25 protein-coding genes are annotated in these 24,157 nt (G+C 61.3%); 15 read left to right on the top strand and 10 right to left on the bottom strand.

The genetic code is table 11. From position 1 onward, the window contains the following. Positions 1 to 7 precede the first annotated feature (7 nt). The 6 genes from kdpA to PQQ95_RS29080 all read right to left on the bottom strand — a co-directional run bounded on the left by kdpA (position 8) and on the right by PQQ95_RS29080 (position 4,504). The gene (gene kdpA / locus PQQ95_RS29105) at positions 8 to 1,813 is read right to left on the bottom strand and encodes a potassium-transporting ATPase subunit KdpA (RefSeq protein ID WP_408443826.1); all 1,806 of its coding nucleotides are present in this window, start codon (positions 1,811 to 1,813) and stop codon (positions 8 to 10) included. Beyond that, positions 1,810 to 1,902: a K(+)-transporting ATPase subunit F gene (kdpF, locus tag PQQ95_RS29100; protein ID WP_007583461.1), complete on the bottom strand. Its 93-nt coding sequence runs from the start codon at positions 1,900 to 1,902 to the stop codon at positions 1,810 to 1,812. Before kdpF ends, kdpA begins: the two co-directional genes overlap by 4 nt. Further along, entirely contained in the window at positions 1,899 to 2,012 is a 114-nt protein-coding gene (locus PQQ95_RS29095) for a potassium ABC transporter ATPase (RefSeq protein WP_120345708.1), read from the bottom strand. The genes kdpF and PQQ95_RS29095 overlap by 4 nt, the downstream gene beginning before the upstream one ends. Before the next feature lie 205 nt (positions 2,013 to 2,217). Then, positions 2,218 to 3,192: a quinone oxidoreductase family protein gene (locus PQQ95_RS29090; RefSeq protein ID WP_408443824.1), complete on the bottom strand. Its 975-nt coding sequence runs from the start codon at positions 3,190 to 3,192 to the stop codon at positions 2,218 to 2,220. Positions 3,193 to 3,255: 63 nt separating this feature from the next. Then, on the bottom strand, positions 3,256 to 3,645 hold the full coding sequence (locus tag PQQ95_RS29085) for a methylglyoxal synthase (RefSeq protein WP_408443822.1): 390 nt from the start codon (positions 3,643 to 3,645) through the stop codon (positions 3,256 to 3,258). A 76-nt stretch (positions 3,646 to 3,721) separates the two neighbouring features. Next, the gene (locus tag PQQ95_RS29080; protein WP_408443819.1) at positions 3,722 to 4,504 is read right to left on the bottom strand and encodes an SDR family oxidoreductase; all 783 of its coding nucleotides are present in this window, start codon (positions 4,502 to 4,504) and stop codon (positions 3,722 to 3,724) included. A gap of 235 nt (positions 4,505 to 4,739) precedes the next feature. On the opposite strand from PQQ95_RS29080, the gene upp reads away from it, so the two are divergent. The 9 genes from upp to rng all read left to right on the top strand — a co-directional run bounded on the left by upp (position 4,740) and on the right by rng (position 13,455). Beyond that, entirely contained in the window at positions 4,740 to 5,390 is a 651-nt protein-coding gene (upp, locus tag PQQ95_RS29075; protein WP_012432337.1) for a uracil phosphoribosyltransferase, read from the top strand. A gap of 443 nt (positions 5,391 to 5,833) precedes the next feature. After that, positions 5,834 to 6,562, top strand: coding sequence for a YebC/PmpR family DNA-binding transcriptional regulator (locus PQQ95_RS29070; protein WP_408443816.1), 729 nt, complete (start codon positions 5,834 to 5,836; stop codon positions 6,560 to 6,562). Positions 6,563 to 6,841: 279 nt separating this feature from the next. Continuing rightward, positions 6,842 to 8,140 carry a phosphoribosylamine--glycine ligase gene (gene purD, locus PQQ95_RS29065; protein ID WP_408443814.1) on the top strand — a complete coding sequence of 433 codons (1,299 nt, stop codon included), beginning with the start codon at positions 6,842 to 6,844 and terminating at the stop codon, positions 8,138 to 8,140. Between the two features lie 230 nt (positions 8,141 to 8,370). Next, positions 8,371 to 9,294, top strand: coding sequence for an oxygen-dependent coproporphyrinogen oxidase (hemF, locus tag PQQ95_RS29060; RefSeq protein WP_408443812.1), 924 nt, complete (start codon positions 8,371 to 8,373; stop codon positions 9,292 to 9,294). A gap of 66 nt (positions 9,295 to 9,360) precedes the next feature. Next, positions 9,361 to 10,104 carry a nicotinate-nucleotide adenylyltransferase gene (locus PQQ95_RS29055; RefSeq protein WP_408443810.1) on the top strand — a complete coding sequence of 248 codons (744 nt, stop codon included), beginning with the start codon at positions 9,361 to 9,363 and terminating at the stop codon, positions 10,102 to 10,104. A gap of 4 nt (positions 10,105 to 10,108) precedes the next feature. Beyond that, positions 10,109 to 10,564, top strand: coding sequence for a ribosome silencing factor (rsfS, locus tag PQQ95_RS29050; protein ID WP_408443807.1), 456 nt, complete (start codon positions 10,109 to 10,111; stop codon positions 10,562 to 10,564). A gap of 103 nt (positions 10,565 to 10,667) precedes the next feature. Continuing rightward, complete coding sequence (rlmH, locus tag PQQ95_RS29045) at positions 10,668 to 11,138, top strand: 23S rRNA (pseudouridine(1915)-N(3))-methyltransferase RlmH (RefSeq protein ID WP_093639533.1); 471 nt, start codon at positions 10,668 to 10,670, stop codon at positions 11,136 to 11,138. Positions 11,139 to 11,346: 208 nt separating this feature from the next. Next, a complete protein-coding gene (locus PQQ95_RS29040) occupies positions 11,347 to 11,976 on the top strand; it encodes a Maf family protein (RefSeq protein ID WP_408443804.1) in 630 nt (209 codons plus the stop codon). 9 nt (positions 11,977 to 11,985) lie between these two features. Then, positions 11,986 to 13,455: a ribonuclease G gene (gene rng / locus PQQ95_RS29035; protein WP_408443801.1), complete on the top strand. Its 1,470-nt coding sequence runs from the start codon at positions 11,986 to 11,988 to the stop codon at positions 13,453 to 13,455. 179 nt (positions 13,456 to 13,634) lie between these two features. On the opposite strand, the gene PQQ95_RS29030 is transcribed toward rng, so the two are convergent. From PQQ95_RS29030 to PQQ95_RS29020, 3 genes are all read right to left on the bottom strand, one after another. Next, complete coding sequence (locus PQQ95_RS29030; RefSeq protein WP_408443800.1) at positions 13,635 to 14,291, bottom strand: TetR/AcrR family transcriptional regulator; 657 nt, start codon at positions 14,289 to 14,291, stop codon at positions 13,635 to 13,637. Between the two features lie 314 nt (positions 14,292 to 14,605). Further along, a complete protein-coding gene (locus PQQ95_RS29025; protein ID WP_408443797.1) occupies positions 14,606 to 16,132 on the bottom strand; it encodes a carotenoid oxygenase family protein in 1,527 nt (508 codons plus the stop codon). Between the two features lie 700 nt (positions 16,133 to 16,832). Beyond that, on the bottom strand, positions 16,833 to 17,153 hold the full coding sequence (locus tag PQQ95_RS29020; RefSeq protein ID WP_408443796.1) for a DUF4148 domain-containing protein: 321 nt from the start codon (positions 17,151 to 17,153) through the stop codon (positions 16,833 to 16,835). A gap of 343 nt (positions 17,154 to 17,496) precedes the next feature. On the opposite strand from PQQ95_RS29020, the gene PQQ95_RS29015 reads away from it, so the two are divergent. The 6 genes from PQQ95_RS29015 (at position 17,497) to PQQ95_RS28990 (ending at position 21,940) form a co-directional block, all read left to right on the top strand. Continuing rightward, a complete protein-coding gene (locus PQQ95_RS29015) occupies positions 17,497 to 17,877 on the top strand; it encodes a type II toxin-antitoxin system RelE/ParE family toxin (protein WP_408443794.1) in 381 nt (126 codons plus the stop codon). Positions 17,878 to 17,914: 37 nt separating this feature from the next. Beyond that, a complete protein-coding gene (locus tag PQQ95_RS29010; RefSeq protein WP_408443791.1) occupies positions 17,915 to 18,202 on the top strand; it encodes a Fis family transcriptional regulator in 288 nt (95 codons plus the stop codon). Positions 18,203 to 18,411: 209 nt separating this feature from the next. Next, positions 18,412 to 19,113 carry a hypothetical protein gene (locus PQQ95_RS29005; protein WP_408443789.1) on the top strand — a complete coding sequence of 234 codons (702 nt, stop codon included), beginning with the start codon at positions 18,412 to 18,414 and terminating at the stop codon, positions 19,111 to 19,113. A gap of 469 nt (positions 19,114 to 19,582) precedes the next feature. Further along, complete coding sequence (locus tag PQQ95_RS29000) at positions 19,583 to 20,008, top strand: ribbon-helix-helix domain-containing protein (RefSeq protein ID WP_408443786.1); 426 nt, start codon at positions 19,583 to 19,585, stop codon at positions 20,006 to 20,008. A gap of 119 nt (positions 20,009 to 20,127) precedes the next feature. Continuing rightward, the gene (locus tag PQQ95_RS28995) at positions 20,128 to 21,276 is read left to right on the top strand and encodes an extracellular catalytic domain type 1 short-chain-length polyhydroxyalkanoate depolymerase (protein WP_408443784.1); all 1,149 of its coding nucleotides are present in this window, start codon (positions 20,128 to 20,130) and stop codon (positions 21,274 to 21,276) included. 163 nt (positions 21,277 to 21,439) lie between these two features. Then, positions 21,440 to 21,940, top strand: coding sequence for a phasin family protein (locus PQQ95_RS28990; protein WP_408443782.1), 501 nt, complete (start codon positions 21,440 to 21,442; stop codon positions 21,938 to 21,940). 161 nt (positions 21,941 to 22,101) lie between these two features. Here the strand turns inward: PQQ95_RS28990 and PQQ95_RS28985 are convergent, their stop codons facing one another. Continuing rightward, positions 22,102 to 23,811, bottom strand: coding sequence for a putative bifunctional diguanylate cyclase/phosphodiesterase (locus PQQ95_RS28985; protein WP_408443779.1), 1,710 nt, complete (start codon positions 23,809 to 23,811; stop codon positions 22,102 to 22,104). Between the last annotated feature and the right edge of the window lie 346 nt (positions 23,812 to 24,157).

The raw sequence follows: 24,157 nt of genomic DNA, 5'->3' as shown, positions 1-24,157 counted from the left end.
GGCTGCCTCAATGGGCGCCCATCATCATCAGATGTTCGACACCAGGGCCGAGCGCGAGCGCAGGCACATAAGTCAGCGCGCCAACCAGCAGCACCGTGCCGAGCAGCAGCACGACGAACAGCGGGCCATGGGTCGGCAGCGTGCCGCCGGTCACGCCGATGCGTTTCTTGGCGGCGAGCGAGCCCGCAATCGCCAGCACCGGGATGATCGTGCCGAAGCGGCCGAACCACATCGCAATCGCCGTGAGCCAGTTGTAGAACGGCGTGCTCACCGTCAGACCGGCAAACGCGCTGCCGTTGTTATTGGCGGCCGAGCTGAACGCGTAGAGGATTTCGGAGAAGCCGTGCGCGCCGGGGTTCGCGATACCCGCTTTGCCCGCATCGGTCAGCACCGCGATCGACGTGCCCACCAGCACCAGCAGCGGCGTGAGCAGCACGACGATCGACACCATCTTCATCTCGTACGCTTCGATCTTCTTGCCGACGTATTCAGGCGTGCGGCCGATCATCAGACCCGCCACGAACACAGCCAGCAGGGCGAACACGAGCATGCCGTACATACCGGAACCCACACCGCCGAAGATCACTTCGCCGAGTTGCATCAGCAGCATCGGATAGAGGCCGCCGATCGGCGTCAGCGAGTCGTGCGTATTCGCTACCGCGCCGCACGAAGCGGCCGTGGTCGCCACCGTGAAGATGCCCGACTGCGCGATGCCGAAGCGCGTTTCCTTGCCTTCCGCATTACCGCCGGACTGCAATGCATTCGCCGACTGGTCGACGTGCAACGCGGTCAACGCCGGATTGCCGGATTGCTCGGCACTGATCTCACCAAACACGCACACGCCGAATGCGATTGTCATCGCCGCAAGGACGGCGACGCCCTGCTTGCGGTCCGCGATCATGCGTCCGAACACCAGCGCCAAGGCCGCCGGAATGATCAGGATCGAGAAGATCTGCAGGAAGTTCGAGAACGGCGTCGGGTTTTCATACGGATGCGCCGAGTTGCCGTTAAAGAAACCGCCACCGTTGGTGCCGAGCATCTTGATCGACTCCTGCGATGCGACCGGACCCATCGCGATAGTCTGCGTCTTCACCGGCGTATCGACCGTGACCGGGTTGCCCTTCGCGTCCTTTACCGGATTGCCTTGTGCATCGAGCTTCGGTGCGGCGTACGTGGTGGTTTGCAGCGTCGGCACATCCTGATAGGCCTTGAAGTTCTGCACCACGCCCTGGCTCATCAGCAGCGCCGCGACGATCGCCGCCATCGGCAGCAATACGTACATCGTCACGCGCGTGATGTCGACCCAGAAGTTACCGATGGTTTGCGTCGTGTGACGCGCGAAACCGCGAATCAGCGCGATCACCACCACGATGCCGGTAGCCGCGGACAGGAAGTTCTGCACCGTCAGGCCTAGCATCTGCGTCAGATAGCTGACGGTTTGCTCAGGCGTGTAGTCTTGCCAGTTCGTGTTCGACACGAAGCTGACCGCCGTATTGAACGCACCGTCGACCGTCATCGGGCCGAACTGCTGCGGATTGCCCGGCAGCCAGCCCTGTACGCGCAACAGCACGTAAAGGAACAGCACGCCGAGCACGTTGAACGCGATCGTGGCGATCGCGTAGTGTTTCCAGCTCATTTCCGCCGACGGATCGACGCCCGCGATGCGATACAGCAAACGTTCGAGCGGACCGCCGAAGCGGACCACGCGCGAACTGCCGTCCATCACGTTGCTCAGATAGCGGGCCATCGGCACGGCGGCTGCCAGCAGCACGACGATGAAGAAGCCCGTTTGCAGGACATTGTTCGAGTTCATTCAATGTCCTCCGCGCGCAACAGCGCATAGACCAGGTACGCAAACAGCAGCGCGGTCGCCGCGCCCGACAACCAGAGAATCCAGTTCATGAGCGCGCTCCCTGGCCACGGCGGAACTGCATCAACTTCTCGCAGCCGGCGATCAATGCAAAGGTCAGCGCGGAAAACAGCACCAGCCCCCCGACATACAGCACATCCATTTTTGTTCCCCATTCACGGACTTTGGATAGGTGGAACGTTATGCCGATCCGCGTAAAGGGCTGGTCAAAGATCTGAGATGGGGTATAAAAATCGCGTAAACGGAAAAGGCCGCTCCATCGTTAGATGGAGCGGCCTTGTGCTGATACGGTATAGGTTTGCGGTATTGCGCGCGCCGGCCTGGCCGCAGCGCTTACGCCAGACGCCTTACGGCAGCAACACCGTCGAACCCGTGGTGCGGCGTCCTTCAAGATCCGCATGCGCCTTCCCGACATCGGCCAGTGCGTAGCGCTGATTGATGCTCGCCTTCACCTTGCCCGATACCAGCACGTCGAACAGTTCCGAGGACATCGCCTCATAGTCGCTGCGTTTGGCGATATAGGTGAAGAGCGTGGGGCGTGTGAAGAACAGCGAACCACGTCCGGCGAATTCCGACGAATCGATCGGCGGCAACGGCCCCGACGCATTGCCGAAACTCACGAACATGCCGAGCGGCGCGAGACAGTCGAGCGAGCCCGTAAACGTGTCTTTACCGATCGAGTCGTACACCACCGGCACACCCGCGCCGTTGGTGATCTCGCGCACGCGCTTGGTGAAGTTTTCGCGGGTGTAGACGATCGCGTGATCGCAGCCGTGCGCTTTGGCGATTTCGGCTTTTTCATCGGAACCGACCGTGCCGATCACCGTTGCGCCGAGCGCCTTCGCCCACTGGCAAGCCAGCAGACCCACACCGCCGGCCGCAGCCTGGATCAGGATCGTGTCGCCGGCCTTCACCGGATACGTGCGACGCAGCAGATATTGCGCGGTCAACCCTTGCAGCATGACGGAGGCCGCCTGCTCGTCGCTCAACGCGTCCGGCACCTTGACGACTTGCGCCGCCGCCAGCACGCGCTCCTGGGTATAGGCGCCAGGCGGACGCGCAACATACGCCACGCGATCGCCCGCTTTGAGACCGGTCACGCCCGCGCCGACCGCCGTCACTTCACCGGCCGCTTCCATGCCGAGACCGCCGGGCAACGGCAGCGGATACAAACCCGTGCGGAAATACACGTCGATATAGTTCAGGCCGACCGCTGTCTGCCTGATGCGAATCTCGCCCGCACCTGGCTCGCCTACTTCGACGTCGACCCATTTCATGACCTCCGGGCCGCCGGTTTTATCGAATCGGATTGCTTTGACCATCAATGTCTCCTTGATGTGTGATTCATTCAGCTTAGCTTGATCGTGAAGCGCCAGCGCGTGGGTTCAGACCTGCTGCGTGAGACGCAAGGTCAGCACGTCGAGAATCATGCGCGCGGTCGAAATATTGGTGGCGCACGGAATGTTGTGAACGTCGCAGGCACGCACCAGCGCGTTGATATCCGGTTCGTGCGGCTGCGGCGTCATCGGGTCGCGCAGGAAAATCACCATGTCCACCCGCCCTTCCGCGAGCTGCGCGCCGATCTGCAGATCGCCGCCGTGCGGGCCGGACAACATGCGCTCAACCTTCAGGCCATGCGCATCGCCAATGCGCGTGCCCGTCGTGCCGGTCGCGACGATCTCGCAGCGGCTGAGCGTATCGACGTATTCGCCGGCCAGTTTGACGATGTCGTCTTTCTTGTGATCGTGCGCAATCAGCGCAATGCGGGTGGTCATGACGTAAGACTCCTGAAACCGTTGTGATTGTCGTTGTTGTAATGAAGAGGATGCGGGTGCGTCAGAGCGTGCCCGCTCAGAACGTACCGGGATAACTGCCGCCGTCGATCAGCCAGTTCTGGCCGGTGATATAGCCGGCATGCACGCTGCACAGAAACGCACAGGCGCGGCCGAATTCGTCGCGATTGCCGAAACGGCCGGCGGGGATCGTCTTCATGCGCTGCTTGCGCGCATCGTCGACGGAAATGTTTTGCGCCTTGGCTTGCGCCGTGAAGGTGGTGGCGATGCGATCGGTGTCGAACAGACCCGGCAGCAAGTTGTTGATCGTCACGCCCGAGGCCGCCACCTTGCTGCGCGCGAGTCCCGCAATGAAGCCGGTCAGCCCCGAGCGCGCACCATTGGACAGGCCGAGCACGTCGATCGGCGCCTTGACCGCCGAGCTCGTGATGTTGACGATGCGCCCAAAGCCGCGCTCGCTCATCCCGTCGACGGTCGCGCGGATCAGTTCGATCGGCGTGAGCATGTTGCTCTCCAGCGCGCGAATCCAGTCTTCGTGCGTGAAGTTGCGGAAGTCGCCCGGCGGCGGGCCGCCGGCGTTGTTGACCAGAATATCCGGCTGCGGACAGGCTGCAAGCGCCGCGGCGCGTCCTTCGGGCGTGGTGATGTCGCACGCCACTGTTTTCACGTCCACGCCGCTCTGCCTGCGGATCTCGGCGGCGGTCGCCTCCAGCGTCTCCGCCGTGCGCGCGACGATGGTCAGGTTGACGCCTTCGGCGGCCAGCGCTTCCGCGCAGCCGCGCCCCAGACCCTTGCTGGCCGCGCAAACCAGCGCGGTGCGTCCTGCGATTCCCATGTCCATGTGTGTATCCTCGTGGCGAAGCCGTGGCGCGGGGACGGTCCCGCAGTTGCCCCGTCGTTGCAAAGTTTCCCCCGATTCTAGAAGAATCGGTGCCGGACTGTGCCAGGTCACTGCAATCTCCGGTATCTTCCGGCGCCACTCTTTCGGTAAACTTGCGCCGTGGCGTGTCCGCTGCCGGTTTCAAGCCGAGCGGAGCGCCGAACCGATCCCTCTAGCCGCCGCTTGCGCCCCCGCCATGACCCAGGACAGCCGTTTTCCCAATCTTTTCATCCTCGATCACCCGCTGATCCAGCACAAGCTGTCGCATATGCGCGATCGGGACACCTCGACCCGCACGTTCCGCGAACTGCTGCGCGAGATCACGCTGCTGATGGGCTACGAAATCACCCGCAACCTGCCGATGACCACGCGCCGCCTCACCACACCGCTGGTCGAGATCGACGCGCCGGTGATCGCCGGCAAGAAACTGGCGATCGTGCCGGTGCTGCGGGCCGGCATCGGCATGTCGGACGGCCTGCTGGAACTGGTGCCGTCGGCGCGCGTGGGCCACATCGGCGTGTATCGCGCCGAGGACCATCGCCCGGTCGAGTATCTGGTGCGCCTGCCGGATCTGGAAGACCGCGTGTTCATTCTGTGCGATCCGATGGTCGCGACCGGCTACTCGGCCGTGCACGCGGTGGACGTGCTCAAGCGCCGCAACGTGGCCGGCGAGAACATCATGTTCCTCGCGCTGGTGGCCGCGCCGGAAGGCGTCCAGGTGTTCCAGGACGCGCATCCGGACGTCAAGCTGTACGTGGCCTCGCTCGATTCGCACCTGAACGAGCACGCGTACATCGTGCCGGGCCTCGGCGACGCCGGCGACCGCCTGTTCGGCACGAAAAACTGACCGCGGCCTGAAGAAAGCGGCGGCGGCTGCGCGCGCAAAACGCTGCCGTCGCTTAATTTCCGGGCAGTTTCCAGCTACGCCCCTCTCTGCCGCGCCCTCGCGGCGTGATAAAATTCGGATCCGCTCAAAGAGCGACTCAACTTGCACTGCCACCCGGCGCATCGCGCCTTGACGCGGCGTCTGCCGGGACCGGCACGGTTGAGGCGCCGCTGTGCCGCCCGCTGACCACACTGCCCCGCCCCCACCGCGCTGCCGGCCTTCGGTCCCGCTAGCCGGACCTGGCCGGGCGCGATCAAGCTGAGGAAAGTCCGACACCGGGCGGTCCGGCGCCGAGCGGTTTGACATCGAGGCGCAAGGCCGCAATCAGCAGCGCGGCGCGCCCGGCATCGCAACGACAATTGCACTATGCGTGCGCCCCACTGGCGCGCGCGACGGAGAAAAGTATGGCGGGTCATAGCAAATGGGCCAACATCAAGCATAAGAAAGCTGCGGCAGACGCCAAGCGCGGCAAGGTCTGGACGCGGCTCATCAAGGAAATTCAGGTGGCGGCCCGCATGGGTGGCGGCGACATCGACTCGAACCCGCGCCTGCGGCTCGCCGTCGAAAAGGCATACGACGCCAACATGCCGAAAGATAACGTCAACCGTGCGATCCAGCGCGGCGTGGGCGGTGTCGACGGTGCAAACTACGAAGAAATCCGCTACGAAGGCTACGGCATCGGCGGCGCGGCGGTGATCGTGGACACCATGACCGACAACCGCACCCGCACGGTGGCGGACGTGCGTCACGCGTTCTCGAAGAACGGCGGCAACATGGGCACAGACGGCTCGGTGTCGTTCATGTTCGATCACGTCGGCCAGTTCCTGTTCGCGCCCGGCACGCCGGAAGACAAGCTGATGGAAGCCGCGCTCGAAGCCGGCGCCGACGACGTCGTCACGAACGAAGACGGCAGTATCGAGGTGCTGTGCCCGCCGAACGATTTCCCGAAGGTGAAGACCGCGCTCGAAGCCGCGGGCTTCAAGGCCGAAGTGGCCGAGGTGACGATGAAACCTCAGACGGAAGTCGAATTCACGGGCGACGACGCGGTGAAAATGCAGAAATTGCTCGACGCGCTGGAAAATCTGGACGACGTGCAGGAAGTCTATACAAACGCCGCGATCGCCGACGAGTGAGCGTGTCGCGGCGGGGCGTTGCATGGCGTCGCATATGTAACGCGTGGGTCGGCACCGAACCCCACGCCATATATGCAACGCTGCGCCGGTCATCCTCGCGTTGCTGCTGAGCGGGCGTGGGTCGGAGATTGGTTCAGGCCTGTCCGCACCGCCGCCACCCGGGTTCGCTATGTGCCCTGCGCCGCTACCTGGCTGCGGGCCCATTGCAAACCTCGCTGTTATTCCACGGCTGAGCGTCATGCTTCAGCCGTTTATGGTTTTTAAGTCTCGGGGATTCACATGAAGTTACTCGTCGTCGGTTCCGGCGGTCGCGAACATGCGCTGGCATGGAAGCTCGCGCAATCGCCGCGGGTTCAGCTCGTCTACGTTGCGCCCGGCAATGGCGGCACCGCCCAGGACGAGCGTCTGCGCAACATCGACATCACCGATCCGGCCGAACTCGCCGATTTCGTCGAGAAAGAACAGATCGCCTTCACGCTGGTCGGCCCGGAAGGTCCGCTCGCTGCAGGTATCGTCAATCTGTTCCGCTCGCGCGGTCTGAAGATTTTCGGGCCGAGCAAGGAAGCCGCGCAGCTCGAAAGCTCGAAAGATTTCGCCAAGGCGTTCATGAAGCGTCACGCGATCCCGACGGCCGAGTACGAAACCTTCGCCGACGTCGCCGCCGCGCACGCGTATCTGGACGCCAAGGGCGCGCCGATCGTGATCAAGGCCGACGGCCTCGCTGCCGGCAAGGGTGTCGTGGTTGCGCAAACGCTGGAAGAAGCGCACGCCGCCGTCGACATGATGCTGTCGGACAACAAGCTGGGCGATGCCGGCGCGCGCGTCGTGATCGAGGAATTCCTCGCCGGCGAAGAAGCCAGCTTCATCGTGATGGTGGACGGCAAGCATGTGCTGGCGCTCGCATCGAGCCAGGATCACAAGCGCCTGCTCGACGCCGACCAGGGCCCGAACACCGGCGGCATGGGCGCTTATTCGCCCGCGCCGATCGTCACGCCGCAACTGCATGCGCGCGTGATGCGCGAAATCATCCAGCCGACCGTGCGTGGCATGGAGAAAGAAGGCATCCGCTTCACCGGCTTTCTGTACGCCGGCCTGATGATCGACGCGCAAGGCAACCCGAAAACGCTCGAATTCAACTGCCGGATGGGCGACCCGGAAACGCAGCCGATCATGGCGCGTCTGAAAGGCGATTTTTCGAAGGTGGTCGAGCAGGCGATTGCCGGCACGCTGAACACGATCGAACTGGAATGGGACCGCCGCACCGCGCTGGGCGTCGTGCTCGCGGCGCACAACTATCCGGACACGCCGCGCAAGGGCGACCGGATCAGCGATATCCCGGCTGAGACCGATGATTCGGTCACGTTCCACGCCGGCACCACACTGACGGACGGCAAGCTCACCACTTCGGGCGGCCGCGTGTTGTGTGTGGTCGGTCTGGCGGATTCCGTGCGCAGCGCGCAATCGGTCGCGTATGAGACGATCAACCAGATCTCGTTCGACGGCATGCAATATCGCCGCGATATCGGCTACCGCGCATTGAACCGCAAGCACGACGCCAAGACCGAAGGCAAGCACTAAGCCCGCCCCACTCACCCGCGTGCGGCGCCAACGGCGCTACACTGCGGGTTTTCGCGACCGTTGCGGCGCCCACCGCACCATGTGGGCTCACCCCGGCTGATCGGCATTTCACCCGGCGCGAACCACCGTCGCGCCGCGCCTTCGCGGGAATATCCCGACGAAGGCCCGGCCGTCGCCCTTCACGAAGAACCCGCGGCACGACGAGCGTGCCGCCCTCAGCATCTGCATTCATGACCGATTCGAGCTATGACGCACAGGCCGTGCGCAGCTGGCTGCAAGGCCTGCAAACGCATATCGCGGACACGCTCGGCGCGTTCGACGGTAAGCCGTTCGCGACCGACGCATGGCAACGCGCCCCCGGCGAAAAGCTGCGCGGCGGCGGCTACACGCGGATTCTGGAAGGCGGCAACTTCTTCGAGCGAGCCGGTATCGGCTTTTCGGACGTAGCAGGCGACGCGTTGCCCGCTTCGGCGAGCGCCGCGCGTCCGCAACTGGCCGGCCGTGGTTTTGAAGCCATGGGCGTTTCGCTCGTGCTGCACCCGCACAATCCGCACTGCCCGACCGTGCATATGAACGTGCGTCTGCTGATCGCGACCAAGCCCGGCGAAGAACCGGTGTTCTGGTTCGGCGGCGGCATGGATCTGACGCCGTACTACGGTTACGAAGAAGACGCGCAGCATTTCCATCGCGTCTGCCGCGACGCGCTGCAGCCTTATGGCGCCGACCTCTACCCGAGTTTCAAGCGCTGGTGCGACGAGTATTTCTTCCTCAAGCACCGCAACGAACCACGTGGCATCGGCGGGATTTTCTTCGACGATTTCTCGGCGCCGGGCTTCGATCAATCGTTCGCGATGCTGAAAAGCGTCGGCGAAGGATTCCTCAAAGCGTATATGCCGATCATCGAAAAGCGCCGCAACATTCCGTACGGTGAAGCCGAGCGGGACTTCCAGGCATACCGGCGCGGCCGCTACGTCGAGTTCAATCTGGTCTTCGACCGTGGCACACTGTTCGGGCTGCAGAGCGGCGGACGCACCGAATCGATTCTGATGTCGATGCCGCCTGTGGTGAACTGGCGCTACAACTGGCAGCCCGAACCGGGCACGCCGGAAGCGCGTCTTTACAGCGATTTTCTCGTGCCGCGCGAGTGGGTGTGAGGCTTTAGGCCCGCTTAGGCCCGTTTGGGCCCGTTTGGGCCCGGTTAAGCCCGCACCGCACGCCACGTGACCACGACAAAGGATCTTCACCTGAAGCCGAACGCTCATCCTGTCGCCCTGCCTCGCCGGATCGGACTGCTCGGCGGCACTTTCGATCCGATCCACGACGGCCATCTCGCGCTCGCACGGCGTTTCGCCGAGGTGCTGAATCTGACCGAGCTGGTGCTGCTGCCGGCCGGCCAGCCGTGGCAGAAAACGGACGTGTCAGCGGCTGTTCACAGGCTGGCCATGACCCGCGCCGCCGCTACAGCGTTGGTGCTGCCGGGCGTGACCGTGCGGGTGGCGACCGACGAGATCGAGCACGACGGCCCGACATACACGATCAACACGCTGCAGTTGTGGCGTGAACGCGAAGGTCCGGATGCATCGATCGCGCTGCTGATCGGCGCGGATCAACTGGTGCATCTCGATACATGGCGCGACTGGCGGCGCCTGTTCGACTTCGCTCACATCTGCGCGGCCACGCGCCCCGGTTTCGACCTTGCGTCGATTCCGTCCGTGGTCGCGAAAGAAATCGACGCGCGCCGTGCCCGCGCCGACGTTCTGCAAGCCACGCCCTGCGGCCACTTGCTGATCGATACGACGCTTGCGTTCAACGTCTCGGCCACCGACATTCGCGCGCATCTGCGCGAACAGGTGAGCCAACGACTCGCCCACGTGGGCGGCGAACCGCAAGACCAGGCCGCCGCGAGCCATGTCCCCACTGCGGTGTGGGACTATATTCTTCAACATCATCTGTACCACCGGTAACCCCATGGATATTCGCAAACTGCAACGCGTGATCGTCGACGCTCTCGAAGACGTCAAAGCGCAAGACATCAAGGTGTTCAACACCAGCCACCTGACCGCGCTGTTCGATCGCGTGATCGTCGCCTCCGGCACCTCGAACCGCCAGACCAAGGCACTCGCTTCCAGCGTGCGCGAGAGCGTCAAGGAAAACGGCGGCGACGTCATCAGCACCGAAGGTGACGACGTCGGCGAATGGGTGCTGGTCGATTGCGGCGACGCAATCGTGCACATCCTGCAACCGGCGCTGCGCCAGTACTACAACCTCGAAGAAATCTGGGGTGACAAGCCGGTGCGCATCAAGCTGTCCACGCCGGATCCGTTCGGCGGCGCCAGCGCGAGCGAATCCGACGACGAGGACGAAGAGGACGAAGCGCCGGCCGCGAAGAAAACCGCCCGCAAGACGCCGGCACGCCGCAAGTAAGCAGCCGGCTGGCAAACCGCCTGCGTCTGCGAACGCGTAGTCCGCGCTTGCGTCCACTATTGCGTCCGCGATTGCAGCGATTGCCTCCTCGATAACAGCACTCATGAAACTGCACATCCTCGCCGTCGGCCACAAGATGCCGGACTGGATCGCTACCGGCTTCGACGAATACGCGAAACGCATGCCGCCCGAGCTGCGCATCGAGCTGCGCGAGATCAAGCCCGAGCAGCGTTCGTCGGGACGGCCGGCCGAAAGCGTGATGGCAGCCGAACGGCAGAAAATCGAAGCTGCGTTGCCGAAGAACGCGCGCATCGTCGCGCTCGACGAGCGCGGCAAGGACTGGACCACCATGCAGCTCGCCGGCGCCCTGCCCGGCTGGCAGCAGGACGGCCGCGACGTGGCGTTTCTGATCGGGGGCGCCGACGGGCTCGATCCCGATCTGAAAGCGCGCGCCGATATGCTGCTGCGTGTCTCAAGCCTGACACTGCCGCACGCCATGGTGCGCGTGCTGCTCGCCGAACAGCTTTACCGCGCGTGGACCATCACGCAAAATCACCCCTATCATCGCGTGTGAGCGAATCAGGCGGCTGACAGATCGCGCGTTTTCTGTCTCGTTGGCTGCGCTGATCGACGCGTTTGCAGATACGCTGCAGACCCGTCTGTCGGCGCGCTTAGCGACGCGCTTTGTGTTGCGTCCTTTGACACGCTAATCGACGCTTAACTGACAAGCGCGTCGCGCGCTCCTCGCGCATCGACGCAACCCGCCTTATCGAGACCCGTTCATGCCCACGTCCGCCGCTTCGCTGCATCCATTCGTTTACCTCGCGTCCCAGAGTCCGCGCCGTCAGGAGCTGTTGCAACAGCTCGGCGTGCGTTTTGAATTGCTGCTGCCGCGTCCCGATGAAGATGCCGAAGCGCTCGAAGTCGAGTTACCCGGCGAGCGTGCGCGCGACTACGTGCAGCGCGTGTGTATCGCCAAGGCGCACGCTGCGCGCGCGCGTCTCGTGGCAGGTGGACATGCCGCCCGGCCGATCCTGGTGGCCGACACCACCGTCACGATCGACGACGCGATTCTCGGCAAGCCCGTCGACGCCAACGACGCCATCGCGATGCTCACGCGCCTCGCGGGCCGCGATCACGAAGTGCTGACGGCCGTCGCGACGATCGACGCGGAAGGCACTTTACTGCCGGCAGCACTATCGGTATCGAAAGTGCGTTTTGCTGCACTGCAAGCGGACGCCGTGCGCCGCTACGCCGCGAGCGGCGAGCCGCTCGGCAAGGCGGGCGCGTACGGTGTGCAGGGACGCGCCGCGGAGTTTATCGAACATATCGACGGGTCCTATTCAGGTATCATGGGTTTGCCGCTTTTTGAAACCGCTGCCCTTCTGCGCGCAGCGCGCATCGACTTCTAAAACAACACTATGAATGAAGAAATCCTGATCAATGTCACGCCGCAGGAAACGCGCGTCGCGCTCGTCCAGCAAGGCGCCGTCCAGGAACTTCACGTCGAACGAACGCTGTCGCGGGGACGCGTGGGCAATGTCTATCTCGGCAAAGTCGTCCGCGTGTTGCCGGGCATGCAATCCGCCTTCATCGACATCGGTCTGGAACGCGCCGCGTTCCTGCACATAGCGGATATCTGGCATCCGCGCATTGCGGGTGAGCCGCAGCATCAGACGCCGCATCAGCCGATCGAGAAGATCGTCTTCGAAGGTCAGACGCTGATGGTGCAGGTCGTGAAGGATCCGATCGGCACCAAGGGTGCGAGGCTGTCCACGCAGGTGAGTATCGCCGGGCGCACGCTCGTGTATCTGCCGCAGGAGCCGCACATCGGCATCTCGCAAAAGATCGAGAGCGAAGCCGAACGCGAAGCCGTGCGCGCGCGTTTGACCGCCGTGCTGCCCGCTGATGAAAAGGGCGGCTACATCGTCCGCACCATTGCTGAAGATGCGACCAGCGAAGAGTTGGCCGGAGACGTCGCGTATCTGCGCAAGACGTGGGCGACGATCATCTCGCAAGGTCAGCGCATGCCGCCGACCAGCCTGCTGTATCAGGACCTGAATCTCGCGCAACGGGTGCTGCGCGATTTCGTGAATGACGAGACCTCGCGCATTCAGGTCGACTCGCGCGAGACTTATCAGATGCTCGCCGACTTCGCGGCGGAGTTCACGCCGGCCGTGTCGTCAAAGCTGCATCATTACACCGGCGAGCGGCCGCTCTTCGATCTGTACAACATCGAGGCGGAAATCCAGCGCGCCTTGTCACGCCGCGTCGATCTGAAGTCGGGCGGCTATCTGGTGATCGACCAGACCGAAGCGATGACCACCATCGACGTGAACACCGGCGGTTACGTCGGCGCACGCAACTTCGACGATACGATCTTCAAGACCAACCTCGAAGCCGCGCACACCATCGCGCGGCAATTGCGGCTGCGCAATCTGGGCGGCGTGATCATCATCGACTTCATCGATATGGAGAACGTCGAACATCGCGATCAGGTGCTCGGCGAGTTGAAGAAGGCGTTGTCGCGCGATCGCACACGCGTGACGGTGAATGGTTTCTCGCAGCTCGGGCTCGTGGAGATGACACGCAAGCGTACGCGTGAATCGTTGGCGCATGTGTTGTGCGAGCCCTGCCCGGTTTGCCAGGGCAAGGGGCAGGTCAAGACGTCGCGCACGGTGTGCTACGACGTGCTGCGCGAAATTCTGCGTGAGTCGCGGCAGTTCAATCCGCGCGAGTTCCGCGTGGTGGCGTCGCAGCAGGTGATCGATCTTTTCCTGGAGGAAGAGTCGCAGCATCTGGCCATGCTGATGGACTTCATCGGCAAGCCGGTGTCGTTGCAGGTGGAGTCGAATTTGAGCCAGGAGCAGTACGATATCGTGTTGATGTAAATATAAAAATATTTACAAGTCGACAACTTAATTTCAATAAATTCGAAACCATCGTCTTGCGGTGTAGCCTCGCCAATGGAATTGCCGTCATTTAACAGCGACTCACGCCAACAGGCCACGGCAGACATCTGGTGCGACGAACAGAAATCTCCGATTCGAAACGGATCGCCAACGCCTTGTCAATATGTGCACGCCAGACCATCCAGGACCATATTCACGGTACGTTCGAGAAGCCTGCCAGTAGAGATTTCCGGGTCCACCCTGGCACGCGGTCCAGCAGTGGCCAACAGGCTTGCTGCGCCATGCATGGCGGCCCATGCTGCCCATGCGTCGACGGTCAACGTCGACTCGGCCCGCTCGTCCCCAGTGGCGTCCGAGATCGCAGAACGTACAACGTCAAAAGATGCGAGAGCCGCCATCCGGACTTCCCCGCTGTCATCAGGCGCAGTTGTGATGTACCGGAACATCAGGAAAAAGATCGCAGGGTATTGAATTGCGAACTCAACATACGCGTGCAGAACAATTCTTAACTTCTCTCTGGGGTCGCTGACAGAGCGGGTCCGTTTCTGCCGAATCTGTGTCAACCGCGCGAACCCTTCCACCGAAACCGCCGCGAGCAACGCATCCTTGTTCCGAAAATGGTGAAACGCTGCACCCGGCGATACACCGGCTCTACGCGCAACCTCGCGCAGGCTTATGTCCTTTCCACCGCCCTCGACGACGGTATCCCATCCGTGTTCAAGCAGGGTCCGTCGTAGATCGCCATGGTGGTAGCTTCGCTCGCTGACTGCTGTAGCTTTATTGGATGCGGAAGACATATACGGGAACCATTGCATGTGTTCCGCGCATCATAGTATGCGGAGCGTACCGCTGGCCAGCCTGGCGCATGAGGCAACGTTGGCGACGTTCAGGTTTTATCGCATAGAGCGCCCGACATGCTGCAATGCTATCGTCAGCAGCAGAACATCAATCACGCACTGAAATTCCCTGAGCGTTCGCAAACGCGCTTGCCCTGTTGCAGCGAACCGCGAAAGAAACCATGCCACATACGACACTTCTGCCCGATTTTCGCGAACTGCGTTGCCCGCCCCTCATTTTCCCGCCACTGGACAGCGATCACGCAGGGACCCGGTCCCCGAAATGACATGCCTCATGCGCCGTCTTCCGATACGAATTGACCGTGGAACCCGCAGGGCATGTGATGAGGTAAAAACGCTTTCGCGGTTGGCTCCAGGGTTATTGGATCGAGCGCCATCAGGTAGGACCTGCCGACGTTTCCATCCAGCACGACGGAAAGCAGCACGCCATCGTCTTCCCGTTCCCCTCCCGGCCGCTTCACGAAAACCGCTTCGCCGGGAAAGTGCCCGGCCTCCGACCACGTAGCGTATTTCCCCGACTTCGTGTCGACCGAAGCCAGTTGATTATAGAAAATGGCTTCCGGATCGTTGTTGATGCCGGTACTGTAAAACCGGCTGTAACCACGGCCATTTCGCGCCGAATAGTCAATTGTCGGCAGTTCCACAGTCAGCGGCGCCAGTTCTTCTTCCGTTACCTTTCCCGTCACCAGATTTAGCCGGAACCGAACGGGACGTGCATGAGAGCGAAGCTCGGGCATACGCTCATGCGTCAGGCGGCCGCCGGGCGGCCGCATCCCCGGATTGAGGCACAGTTCGGCGACATGGTCGCCATTGTCGTACGCAGCGACGTCGAGGACGATTTCGTTACCCTCATCGTAGGCGTTGATGGTATGCATGACGTACGATGGACGCACCTCGAAACATCCTGCCAGGCGTCCGGTCGCCTGATCGAGAACGTGAAGCTTCATTGCGATCCCCTTGCGCCATGACAGCGACTCGAAGTAAGAGCCGCCATCCCGAAGCACCATCATGTCTGATCGCAGCGGGCTTTCCGGGAACACGATATGACGCTCGGTCACGCAGAAAGCGTGGACATACGCGAGGGCATCAGTCTGGACAACGCCGATCGGCTCGCGAATCAGCATGCCCGGGCGAATGCGGTAGAAGTTGTACGCATTCACCTGCTGCCCCATTCCCGGCTGCGTGAAATAGTTGATGACGTCGCCGTTGGGTGCGAGTTGGCAGTGAGCTGTCGTTGAGCGCCGAAACCAGTCGACCTTGTTACCGGCGCAGTCCTGTTGCTGAAGAACATCGGCCCAGACGATCGGCCCCTTCGTCTCCAGTGTTTCGACGTCGAACGCCATCGGAATCGTGCTGCCATCAGTTAGCGCGACGTGCTGGCCCGCAAAGCGCGCGAATGCAACACCGGCATTCACGTCGGGAGTTTCGCCCCGCTTCAGTTCCTCCGTTATCTCGTCAATACGGCTTGGGTCCAGCCGGGTCGCAAATACCGGGTAACCCGGCTTGCCGTGCGCGACCGCGTACTGATACGCCCTGCTATGCAAGAACCGGTTGCGGTAGCTCACCTCGCCGTCGCGAAAGCCAAAGCGATGGAGCATCGCGAAGCCGTCAAAGTGATGGTTGAACAGATCGCTGCCGGCCTCAAACATCGCTGGCCCGTTGCGCAAAAGGCTTCCTGACAGCCAGTCCGGAAACCGGCCCTCTGTCGGAACGTTTTCGATAACCACCTCGGAGTTGAGCGTCTGGAACCCGGCCCCGTGAAGGGGTGCCGTACCAACGGACGATGAAGTGCGAGTCATGATCTACCCTTCAATCTAAACAGTGATTAGATTGTATGGCTAAAAAGTTTTCTGATGCAAGCGCTAGCTGCAAATAAAGTCAGAGACGTAAGCGGACCATGACTGTCGTTCTCGATTTTCGTGCACGCCAACCGGCGCACGACTTCGGTCGGGCGCCATGACGCAAGCCGGGCAATCTCCCAACATTTTCAACAGTGACGGCTCAGGAGATCCGGGACAAATCCAGGAGACCGCACCCGGAAATAGCGACATAGAGAGACGGCCATACGACCATGCCTCTGCCACGCACATGGACGCGTCCGTTTTGCCGGACCTTCGTGAACGATGGGGCAGATGGGATGGGATTGCGCACACCATACGTCCGGACTGTTTGTGAGGCCGTCGACGCCCCTGCCCCTAGGATCCGCTGATCGGGTCTCCACCCCTCTCTTTTCAATACGAAGCGAGCCGTTGCATTGGACTTCGAAGTCGATGTCATGACCTTATTTCCCGAGGCGACAGTAAAGGGAAAAAGGCCCAGACAGTAGAGCTGGGCAAAGCCACCAGCAAACCTGGCGGCGGAGGTATTGATACGAAATTGGCTCGCGATCGAGGACATCCCCGCTCGCGAGCCAATCGTGTAAGACGGCGGGCAAAAGACATGCGCGCCAAAGTCGACGCCGGTCAGCAGACGACTCGCCGACCGGGCCAACCTGTTCGGTTATTGACCGAAGTAAACCGAGTGCGAACCGGTGCGTTCGGCTTCGCTTTTATAGACATGGGCGCCAGCTGCGGACGAGCCGCTAACCACTCCACCCACGCCAGACGTGTCGGCATTTTGTGCAGCAACGCGCGCTTCAGCAGCCTGAATGTTGGCCGGGTAGTACGGGTCTGAAATGCCCGGGTGGAAGCCAGCCTGTTCGAGTTGAATCAGTTGAGCGCGGACTTCGGCGCGGGTCAGGGGCTGGTTCGATTGGGCAAACGAGGCAACCGGAGCAGCGAGAACGAGTGCGACAGCAACTGCCTTGATGAGCGATTTCATGATTACTACCTCCAGAGATTTGTTTTCTGTGGTGCTACAAACACGTTTGTCTGCAACCCATGAACACAGTCTAGGAGTGTCGCTGATTAGGGTAAACGCCTAATACATGAAATTACTGTTGCTGGAAACGAGACAATCGCCAAACGGGCCGCCTGGCTGGGCGGGCGTTCAGCCGCACCTCTCGAGGCGTCGGCGGAGCAAATGAGTCGGTGCGTGGCTCGGAACCATGCCACCTCTCTTAGACGCCATTCTTACCCAGGAAGTACTAGAGGCTAATATTAGTCCTTGAAAAACGTACCAAACTTGGTACACTTGTCTTATCTCCTTACCGCTAGAAACCTGCATGGTCCGTCCCGTTACGGTGGTTCTTACTGTTCGTTTTTTTGCTTCTGAAGTTGGCAACGAACCGGTGCGCGAATGGCTAAAAGAGCTCGGCGCACGTGACAAGAAGACCATCGGCGAAGATATCAAGACAGTGCAGATTGGATGGCCGTTGGGTATGCCGCTGGTCCGGAAAATGGGAACGGACCTTTATGAAGTGCGGATTACATTATCGAATCGGATTGCGCGGGTCCTGTTCACTGTGATTGGAAGCCAGATGGTGTTGTTGCATGGCTTCATCAAGAAATCCCAGGAAACGCCAAAAGACGATCTGGATGTAGCAGGCGCAAGATTGAAGCTGCTGAAGCAGGCAGAGAGACAGAAAGCGAAACGCCGAGGCTGACGTAGCCCAGAAAGTTTAGAAAGCAATGGAGTGCATCATGGCAAATAGGCACATCGGAAGCGACTTCGATGAGTTCCTCGCCGAAGAAGCGATCCTTGAGGAAACTACAGCGACCGCAATGAAACGGGTGATCGCGTGGCAAATCGAGCAGGAAATGAAAGCGCAGCACATCACCAAGTCCGTGATGGCTGCGAGGATGAAGACGAGCAGAGCGGCTCTTAACCGTCTGCTGGATGAGACCGATACCAGCTTGACGTTGACGACGCTTGCGAGCGCCGCCACTGCGCTAGGCAAGAAATTCAGGTTCGAGCTACTCGCGGCCTGACGTTGGGCAATCAAATGAGGGCGCCTTGGCGCCCTCATTCATTTCGGGGTCTCGCGGGACGTAGCACCACTCTGACGTTTATTACACCGGCTACCTCATCCGGGTTTTGATCGATTCAAAATGGAAAACGCCTCACTACAATGAACAGTGCTGTGCCGCTTGGATGTCTGGAAAGAACTTCATAACTCGCCGGATTGAGGAGGCGCAGCATGTTGACCTCGGAAGATCTCTACGAAAGCCAGCACTGGCGTGAACTCGACTTGCGCGACAAGATCGACGCACGGCTGCAATCATCGCTCACGCTGGTTACTGCGATTATTGGCGCGCTGAGTTTTCTGCTGACTAACGTCGATATCCAGCATCGGCATGGCCTCGTGGATTATTTGTTTTTTGCGCTTCTGGGGATCACTTTTGCCTTGCTGTTCTTATCCGGATTTTACTTTTTCAGATCCTCAGTAGGTTCACTCTTCCATAGAAATACATACAAAACCCTTCCTGTATCGACGGAGCTGGACAGATATAAGCGCGGGTGGGACGCAGCAATAGCAAAATCGCCCCAGGCTGCGCTCGCACAAGGAATAACTTCGGAAGCCGAGGTTAAGAAATTTCTAATAGAAAATTATCTCGAGCGCCAGGAAACCAACGCAAAAATCAACGATGAGCGTGCAAAAAATATCTCCAACATCAATCTCCTGGTCGTAGTTGAAGCCCTGCTCACCGCCGCGGCTTTCTCGATTTTCTATTTAGGCGGGCTGAATAAGGCCGACCTCCCGAAAACCCAGGATATAAAAATAACAGCACCGATCGATATACGCAGCATGCCTTCTACCCAGCAGAATCAATGTTTCTTCTGGTTTCCGCCCACGGAATACGTTCACGGAACACGGACCAGCAAGAGGCATAGTAAATAAACGCCTTTGAGCGTTCTGAACGTTCCAGTCCATACGGAGGTTGCCATGCAAGCAAGGTCCAATCCGGTCAAGAACGATTCGCCTGTCAAGCCCAGGGCGAGTACGCCCCCAGAACCGCCGCTGGAGCCGCCCACAAAACCGCTCCCCCGGGATCTGCCGTTTAGAGGTCCACCCGACCCACAAAAGCAGCCGCTCGTTGACTTTGCTTGAGTAAGTGAAGTGAGTGGAAAGAGTTCGCACGCCACTTCGAAGCCGGCAGTTGCCTCGGGTTGTTAGGTGTTGACATAGTTTGCTCACGCCTTTCCACCAACGGCCCCTGCCGCTCAAACAGCCTCGGATTTCCGTTCCTGTATCTCTCCCGGCCCTCAATTTCGTCCTTGACGCTCTTCGAACGACTCGCGTATAACCATCCCACTGGATGTTATTTGGATGGCATATGGATGCCACCCATACGCCGAATGGAGCTGAAATGGCCAACCTCAAACTCATCGATACCTCGCGCCCCAAAGGCGGCGAGACCGAAAAAATCACCATCAATCTCGGCCCCATCGATCTGGGCCAGATCGACTTACTCGTCGAAGAAGGCTTTTACTCGAACCGCACCGACCTGATCCGCACCGCGATCCGCAATCAGCTTGCCGTCCACGCGCAGGTCGTCACGGAGACGGTAACCCGGCGCGCGCTGGTGCTCGGCCTGCAACACTTCTCAAGGCAGGAACTCGAAGCCGCTCAAGCCGCGAACGAACGACTGGACATTCATGTGCTCGGTCTCGCCAGCATCGCAGCCGATGTGCCGCCGGAACTCGCCACAGCCACGATCGCGTCGGTGATGGTGCTCGGTGCATTTCACGCGTCGCCCGCGGTCAAGGCTGCGCTCTCCGGCCGCATCAGGTAACCGGGCCTGGCGTCGCTGATCCTACGGTTGCGCATGCAGTTGAACTCGCGGTCGAACCCGCGACGCTCATCGCCTGACCCAGCCACGCCCTACGCAAGCCAACCTAACCGCCTACGATCATGAACATGAATGAAAATTTCCTGAGGTCGATGAAAGAAGCCTTCGACCTGCTGCGCACGAAGGGGCCGAAGGAAGCGACCGCTGCGGTTCAGCGCGCACTCGCGGGCAACAAGGCCAACGCAGGCAATGCACAAACGCCGCACATGCCGCAAAGCGTCGACGAATGGACGCAAGCCTGGAAGCAGGCACAAACTCAAACACCGGGCTACACCCAATCCCACGCCAACGCCACACCACACGCCCCTGCCGAACGCACTTTCGACGCCGACACGCCTGGCACCTTCAGCACTCACACATTCAGCAACAGCGCGGGTCAACGTCAATACAAGCTCTACGTACCCGCCGTCTACAGCAGCGAACCGTTGCCTCTCATCGTGATGCTGCACGGCTGCACGCAAAACGCCGACGACTTCGCGGCCGGCACGCGCATGAACGAAATGGCCGAGCGTCATGGCTTCATCGTCGTGTATCCGAATCAGTCGCAAGCGGCTAATCATTCGGGCTGCTGGAACTGGTTCAAGCCTGCCGACCAGCAGCGCGATCAGGGCGAACCGGCGTTGATCGCGGGCATCACGCGCGAGGTGATGGCGCGCTATCGCGTCGATCCGGCGCGGGTGTACGTGGCGGGTCTGTCGGCAGGGGGCGCCATGGCGGACATCATGCTGAAGACCTCGCCCGACTTGTACGCGGCGGCCTGCGTGCATTCCGGCCTCGCCTATGGAAGCGCGAAGGATCTACCTTCGGCGCTCGCCGCAATGAAAGGCGGCAAAGCGCATCGCAGCCACTCACGGGTTGAACCGCAGCGCCCGCTTATCGTGTTTCATGGCGATGCGGACACGACGGTGCATCCCTCGAACGCCGCAGCGCTCGTAGCGGATTTCGACACCGGCGCAACGACACTCAAGCCGCCGCAGCACACTGCAGGCACGGTGAACGGCCAGCGTGGTTGCACGGTGCGAAAGCTCGTCGCGGCGAATGGTGTCGAAGCCGAGTACTGGTCGATTCACGGCGCGGGCCACGCGTGGGCAGGCGGCAGTCAGCGCGGCACGTACACGGACCCATCCGGCCCCGACGCGACCGCCGAAATGCTGCGCTTCTTCCTCGCGCATCCCCGCGCGTCAGACCCACACCCAATGCCTTTCGACTGACAAATCATCTTGACGAAAACGCTGTACATCCTGCTGCAAAGGTATAGAGTGATCCATGTTGCAGCGCAGCAAAATCGCTGCGCCGCGTCGACCTGCCGTCTCACCTGAGACCTGGCCTCCGAAATCCTTTGGGCGCCTGCGCTGGGTCACTTTGGAGATCATCATGCATAGCCCCGCGATCGAATCTGGCGCCGCCTTTGGCCAACGTACTTTCAACATCTTCACCAACCTGCAACTCGAAGGGCTGGCGTGTCTGCAGAAGCTCGGCGAGCTCAATCTCGCGGCAATGAAGGCAACCGTCATCGAAAGCAAGAGCGCACTGTCGGCCGGGCAATTCAATGCGGCACCGTTCGCAGGCGCGTCCGATTTGCAACAGCAACTGGTTCAACGCACCTTGTCATACGCGCAGCACGTCAAGGAAATTGACGCGCAATTCACCGCGGCGCTGACCAAGGCGGGCGAATCACTACGCGAAGAGTTCGGCGCCAACGTGGCGCAACTCGGTTCGGGCTTCGGCCAGACCACGCCGTTCAGCTCGGATAGCGCATTCGGTGCGATGCAATCCGTAATGGCTTCGATGATTCATTCGGGCAATGTGGTGCAGGACAGCATCAAGCGTGCGTCCGGCACGGCGATCGCCCACGCGAACGAAGCAGCGCAATAAGTCTCGCGTCGTAACGCGAGCAGACAGAAAGGGGCCAATCGGCCCCTTTCTTTTTTCAACGCAGGTGGAATACATACGCCTCCCGCGGGTACGACACGCTGCAGCGACTGAAAGACTGCGATTCCAAGTCGGTAGCGGGATGTCCGGCATCAACCGGACAATCAACCCGCGCCTAAAGGCTTCAGCAAATTGCGCAACGCCGTGATGGTGATGGGCCGTGAGAACCAGAATCCCTGCGCCTCGTCGCAGCCAAGCGCTTCGAGTTGCGCGGCCTGTTCGGCGGTCTCCACACCTTCAGCCGTCACACGCAGTTTCAGCGCATGGGCCATGGCGATAATGGCGCCGACGAGCGCCGCGCACTGCGGATCGGTACTCATACGCATCACAAACGAGCGATCGATTTTCAGGCGATTCAGCGGAAAGCGCGTGAGATAAGCGAGACTCGAATAGCCGGTGCCGAAGTCATCCACCGCGACTTCAACGCCCAATTCGCGCAATGCATGCAGCGTCTGCAATGCCTGCTCGGTGTCGCCCAGCAACACGCCCTCGGTGATTTCCACCTCAAGGTACGAGGGGTCGAGCGCGGCATCTTCGAGCGCTTCGCGGATCGTCTCGAACAGATTTTGCCGCTGGAACTGCTGCGGCGACACATTCACCGCGACCCGCGGCAAGGTGCCGGTGAGCCGCAGCAATTTGCCGGCGTCGCGGCACGCGGTCCGGATCACCCACTCGCCGATCTGCTCGATCAGGCCCGACTCTTCCGCGACCGGCACGAACTCGACCGGACTGATCAATCCACGCTGCGGATGATTCCAGCGCAGCAGCGTCTCCACCTGCGCGATGCGGCCATTGGAGAGCGTCACCTGCGGCTGATACACGAGATGCAATTGCTGACGCTCGAGCGCTTCGCGCAGCATCGTCTCCAGTTCGAAGCGGCGCGCCGCCTGACCTTCGAGCGCGGTGGAAAAACGCCGCACCGCATTGCCGCTCACCGCCGAAGCCGCCGACAGCGCCACGCCCGCGCGGCGCATCAGCGTCGGCGCATCGGCGCCGTCGGCGGGATAGGCGACGACGCCGATACTCGCCGTGATGTTCAGCGGCGTACCGGCATAGTCGATCGATTCGGCGATGCGGCCCAGTGCCTCGGCAGCGAAAGCATCGGCCGCCGCGCCGGTTTCATTGATCAGCAGCGCGAATTGCGTGCCGCCGATCGAGGCGATCGTACCGTCGTTGGGGAACAGACCACGCAACCGTTCGCCGACGATCTGCAGCACCAGTTCGGCCGCATGCAAACCGAGGGCATCACGCAGTTTGCGCAAATGATCGAGTTCGGCGATCAGCACGGTAAAGCCCGTGCCATTCCGCTGGCAGCGCGCGATCGTCAATTCAAGGCGTTCGGTGAACAGTGTCTGATTGGGCAGGCGGGTCACGCCGTCGTGATGCGAGACGTACCACAAGCGCGCCTCGGACTGCGCGTAGCGCGTCATGTCGATGGCGATGCCGACATAGCGCGCGGGTCCTGTCGCTAAACCGCCGGGATGCGCCGGCTCGGCGGCGAGCGGCGCCAACGCGAACACTACGCGGATCGGGCTGCTGTTGCGCCGCACATAGGTCCATTCGCCTTCATAACGCGAGCCCAACGCCGACAGCGGCGGCAATTCGGCGCGCCGCCTCGCCAGTTCGGCCGGATCGAGCAAAGACTCAAAGGTGCGACGGCCGATCAATTCCTCGGCGGTGAAGCCGGTCAATTTTTCGAAAGCCGCGTTGACCGAGTCGAACGTGCCATCGGCTGCGCAGATGAACATGCCGTAGGGCGCCGCCGCAAGCGCGGCGTCGCGTGTGCGCGCATCGGCGTAGGGGTGAGCTTGCATCGCGCCGGCCTTGAATTTCCTGGGTATTAAAAGCGAATGAGGAAAGCGGCTGAGCGTTTTTCCTGGTGCGTACGGCGCAACCGCCAAACCCGGCTGCTTCGGTCCGATCCGCCGGGTCATGTGCGCATTTATGTCCGTATGATAGCGGCTTTCCTGGCCGGATCGACCGCACCGGCCGCGCATTCCTCGCAGCAACCGTTTCCTCCGGTGCATTCCTCCGATTCCAGCGACACCCCGCCCGTCGTCGCGCACATCATAAAGCACTCGCTATTGCCGGGATACTCCGCGCCTCATGACTCAACGCGCACCGGCCCTGGAAGCCTTCACACAGGGCTTCGCCGGATTG

Source organism: Paraburkholderia caffeinilytica (assembly GCF_046030355.1).
GTDB lineage: Bacteria > Pseudomonadota > Gammaproteobacteria > Burkholderiales > Burkholderiaceae > Paraburkholderia > Paraburkholderia caffeinilytica_B.
Note: the sequence above shows the minus strand (reverse complement) of the source record. Positions and strands in the feature narration are given on the sequence as shown.

What these genes read in the sequence shown, in the direction of transcription:
- kdpA (WP_408443826.1), bottom strand. Translation starts at nt 1,813, where the DNA reads ATGAACTCGAACAATGTCCTGCAAACGGGCTTCTTCATCGTCGTGCTG.
- kdpF (WP_007583461.1), bottom strand. Translation starts at nt 1,902, where the DNA reads ATGAACTGGATTCTCTGGTTGTCGGGCGCGGCGACCGCGCTGCTGTTT.
- PQQ95_RS29095 (WP_120345708.1), bottom strand. Translation starts at nt 2,012, where the DNA reads ATGGATGTGCTGTATGTCGGGGGGCTGGTGCTGTTTTCCGCGCTGACC.
- PQQ95_RS29090 (WP_408443824.1), bottom strand. Translation starts at nt 3,192, where the DNA reads ATGGTCAAAGCAATCCGATTCGATAAAACCGGCGGCCCGGAGGTCATG.
- PQQ95_RS29085 (WP_408443822.1), bottom strand. Translation starts at nt 3,645, where the DNA reads ATGACCACCCGCATTGCGCTGATTGCGCACGATCACAAGAAAGACGAC.
- PQQ95_RS29080 (WP_408443819.1), bottom strand. Translation starts at nt 4,504, where the DNA reads ATGGACATGGGAATCGCAGGACGCACCGCGCTGGTTTGCGCGGCCAGC.
- upp (WP_012432337.1), top strand. Translation starts at nt 4,740, where the DNA reads ATGACCCAGGACAGCCGTTTTCCCAATCTTTTCATCCTCGATCACCCG.
- PQQ95_RS29070 (WP_408443816.1), top strand. Translation starts at nt 5,834, where the DNA reads ATGGCGGGTCATAGCAAATGGGCCAACATCAAGCATAAGAAAGCTGCG.
- purD (WP_408443814.1), top strand. Translation starts at nt 6,842, where the DNA reads ATGAAGTTACTCGTCGTCGGTTCCGGCGGTCGCGAACATGCGCTGGCA.
- hemF (WP_408443812.1), top strand. Translation starts at nt 8,371, where the DNA reads ATGACCGATTCGAGCTATGACGCACAGGCCGTGCGCAGCTGGCTGCAA.
- rsfS (WP_408443807.1), top strand. Translation starts at nt 10,109, where the DNA reads ATGGATATTCGCAAACTGCAACGCGTGATCGTCGACGCTCTCGAAGAC.
- rlmH (WP_093639533.1), top strand. Translation starts at nt 10,668, where the DNA reads ATGAAACTGCACATCCTCGCCGTCGGCCACAAGATGCCGGACTGGATC.
- PQQ95_RS29040 (WP_408443804.1), top strand. Translation starts at nt 11,347, where the DNA reads ATGCCCACGTCCGCCGCTTCGCTGCATCCATTCGTTTACCTCGCGTCC.
- rng (WP_408443801.1), top strand. Translation starts at nt 11,986, where the DNA reads ATGAATGAAGAAATCCTGATCAATGTCACGCCGCAGGAAACGCGCGTC.
- PQQ95_RS29030 (WP_408443800.1), bottom strand. Translation starts at nt 14,291, where the DNA reads ATGCAATGGTTCCCGTATATGTCTTCCGCATCCAATAAAGCTACAGCA.
- PQQ95_RS29025 (WP_408443797.1), bottom strand. Translation starts at nt 16,132, where the DNA reads ATGACTCGCACTTCATCGTCCGTTGGTACGGCACCCCTTCACGGGGCC.
- PQQ95_RS29020 (WP_408443796.1), bottom strand. Translation starts at nt 17,153, where the DNA reads ATGAAATCGCTCATCAAGGCAGTTGCTGTCGCACTCGTTCTCGCTGCT.
- PQQ95_RS29015 (WP_408443794.1), top strand. Translation starts at nt 17,497, where the DNA reads ATGGTCCGTCCCGTTACGGTGGTTCTTACTGTTCGTTTTTTTGCTTCT.
- PQQ95_RS29010 (WP_408443791.1), top strand. Translation starts at nt 17,915, where the DNA reads ATGGCAAATAGGCACATCGGAAGCGACTTCGATGAGTTCCTCGCCGAA.
- PQQ95_RS29005 (WP_408443789.1), top strand. Translation starts at nt 18,412, where the DNA reads ATGTTGACCTCGGAAGATCTCTACGAAAGCCAGCACTGGCGTGAACTC.
- PQQ95_RS29000 (WP_408443786.1), top strand. Translation starts at nt 19,583, where the DNA reads ATGGCCAACCTCAAACTCATCGATACCTCGCGCCCCAAAGGCGGCGAG.
- PQQ95_RS28995 (WP_408443784.1), top strand. Translation starts at nt 20,128, where the DNA reads ATGAACATGAATGAAAATTTCCTGAGGTCGATGAAAGAAGCCTTCGAC.
- PQQ95_RS28990 (WP_408443782.1), top strand. Translation starts at nt 21,440, where the DNA reads ATGCATAGCCCCGCGATCGAATCTGGCGCCGCCTTTGGCCAACGTACT.
- PQQ95_RS28985 (WP_408443779.1), bottom strand. Translation starts at nt 23,811, where the DNA reads ATGCAAGCTCACCCCTACGCCGATGCGCGCACACGCGACGCCGCGCTT.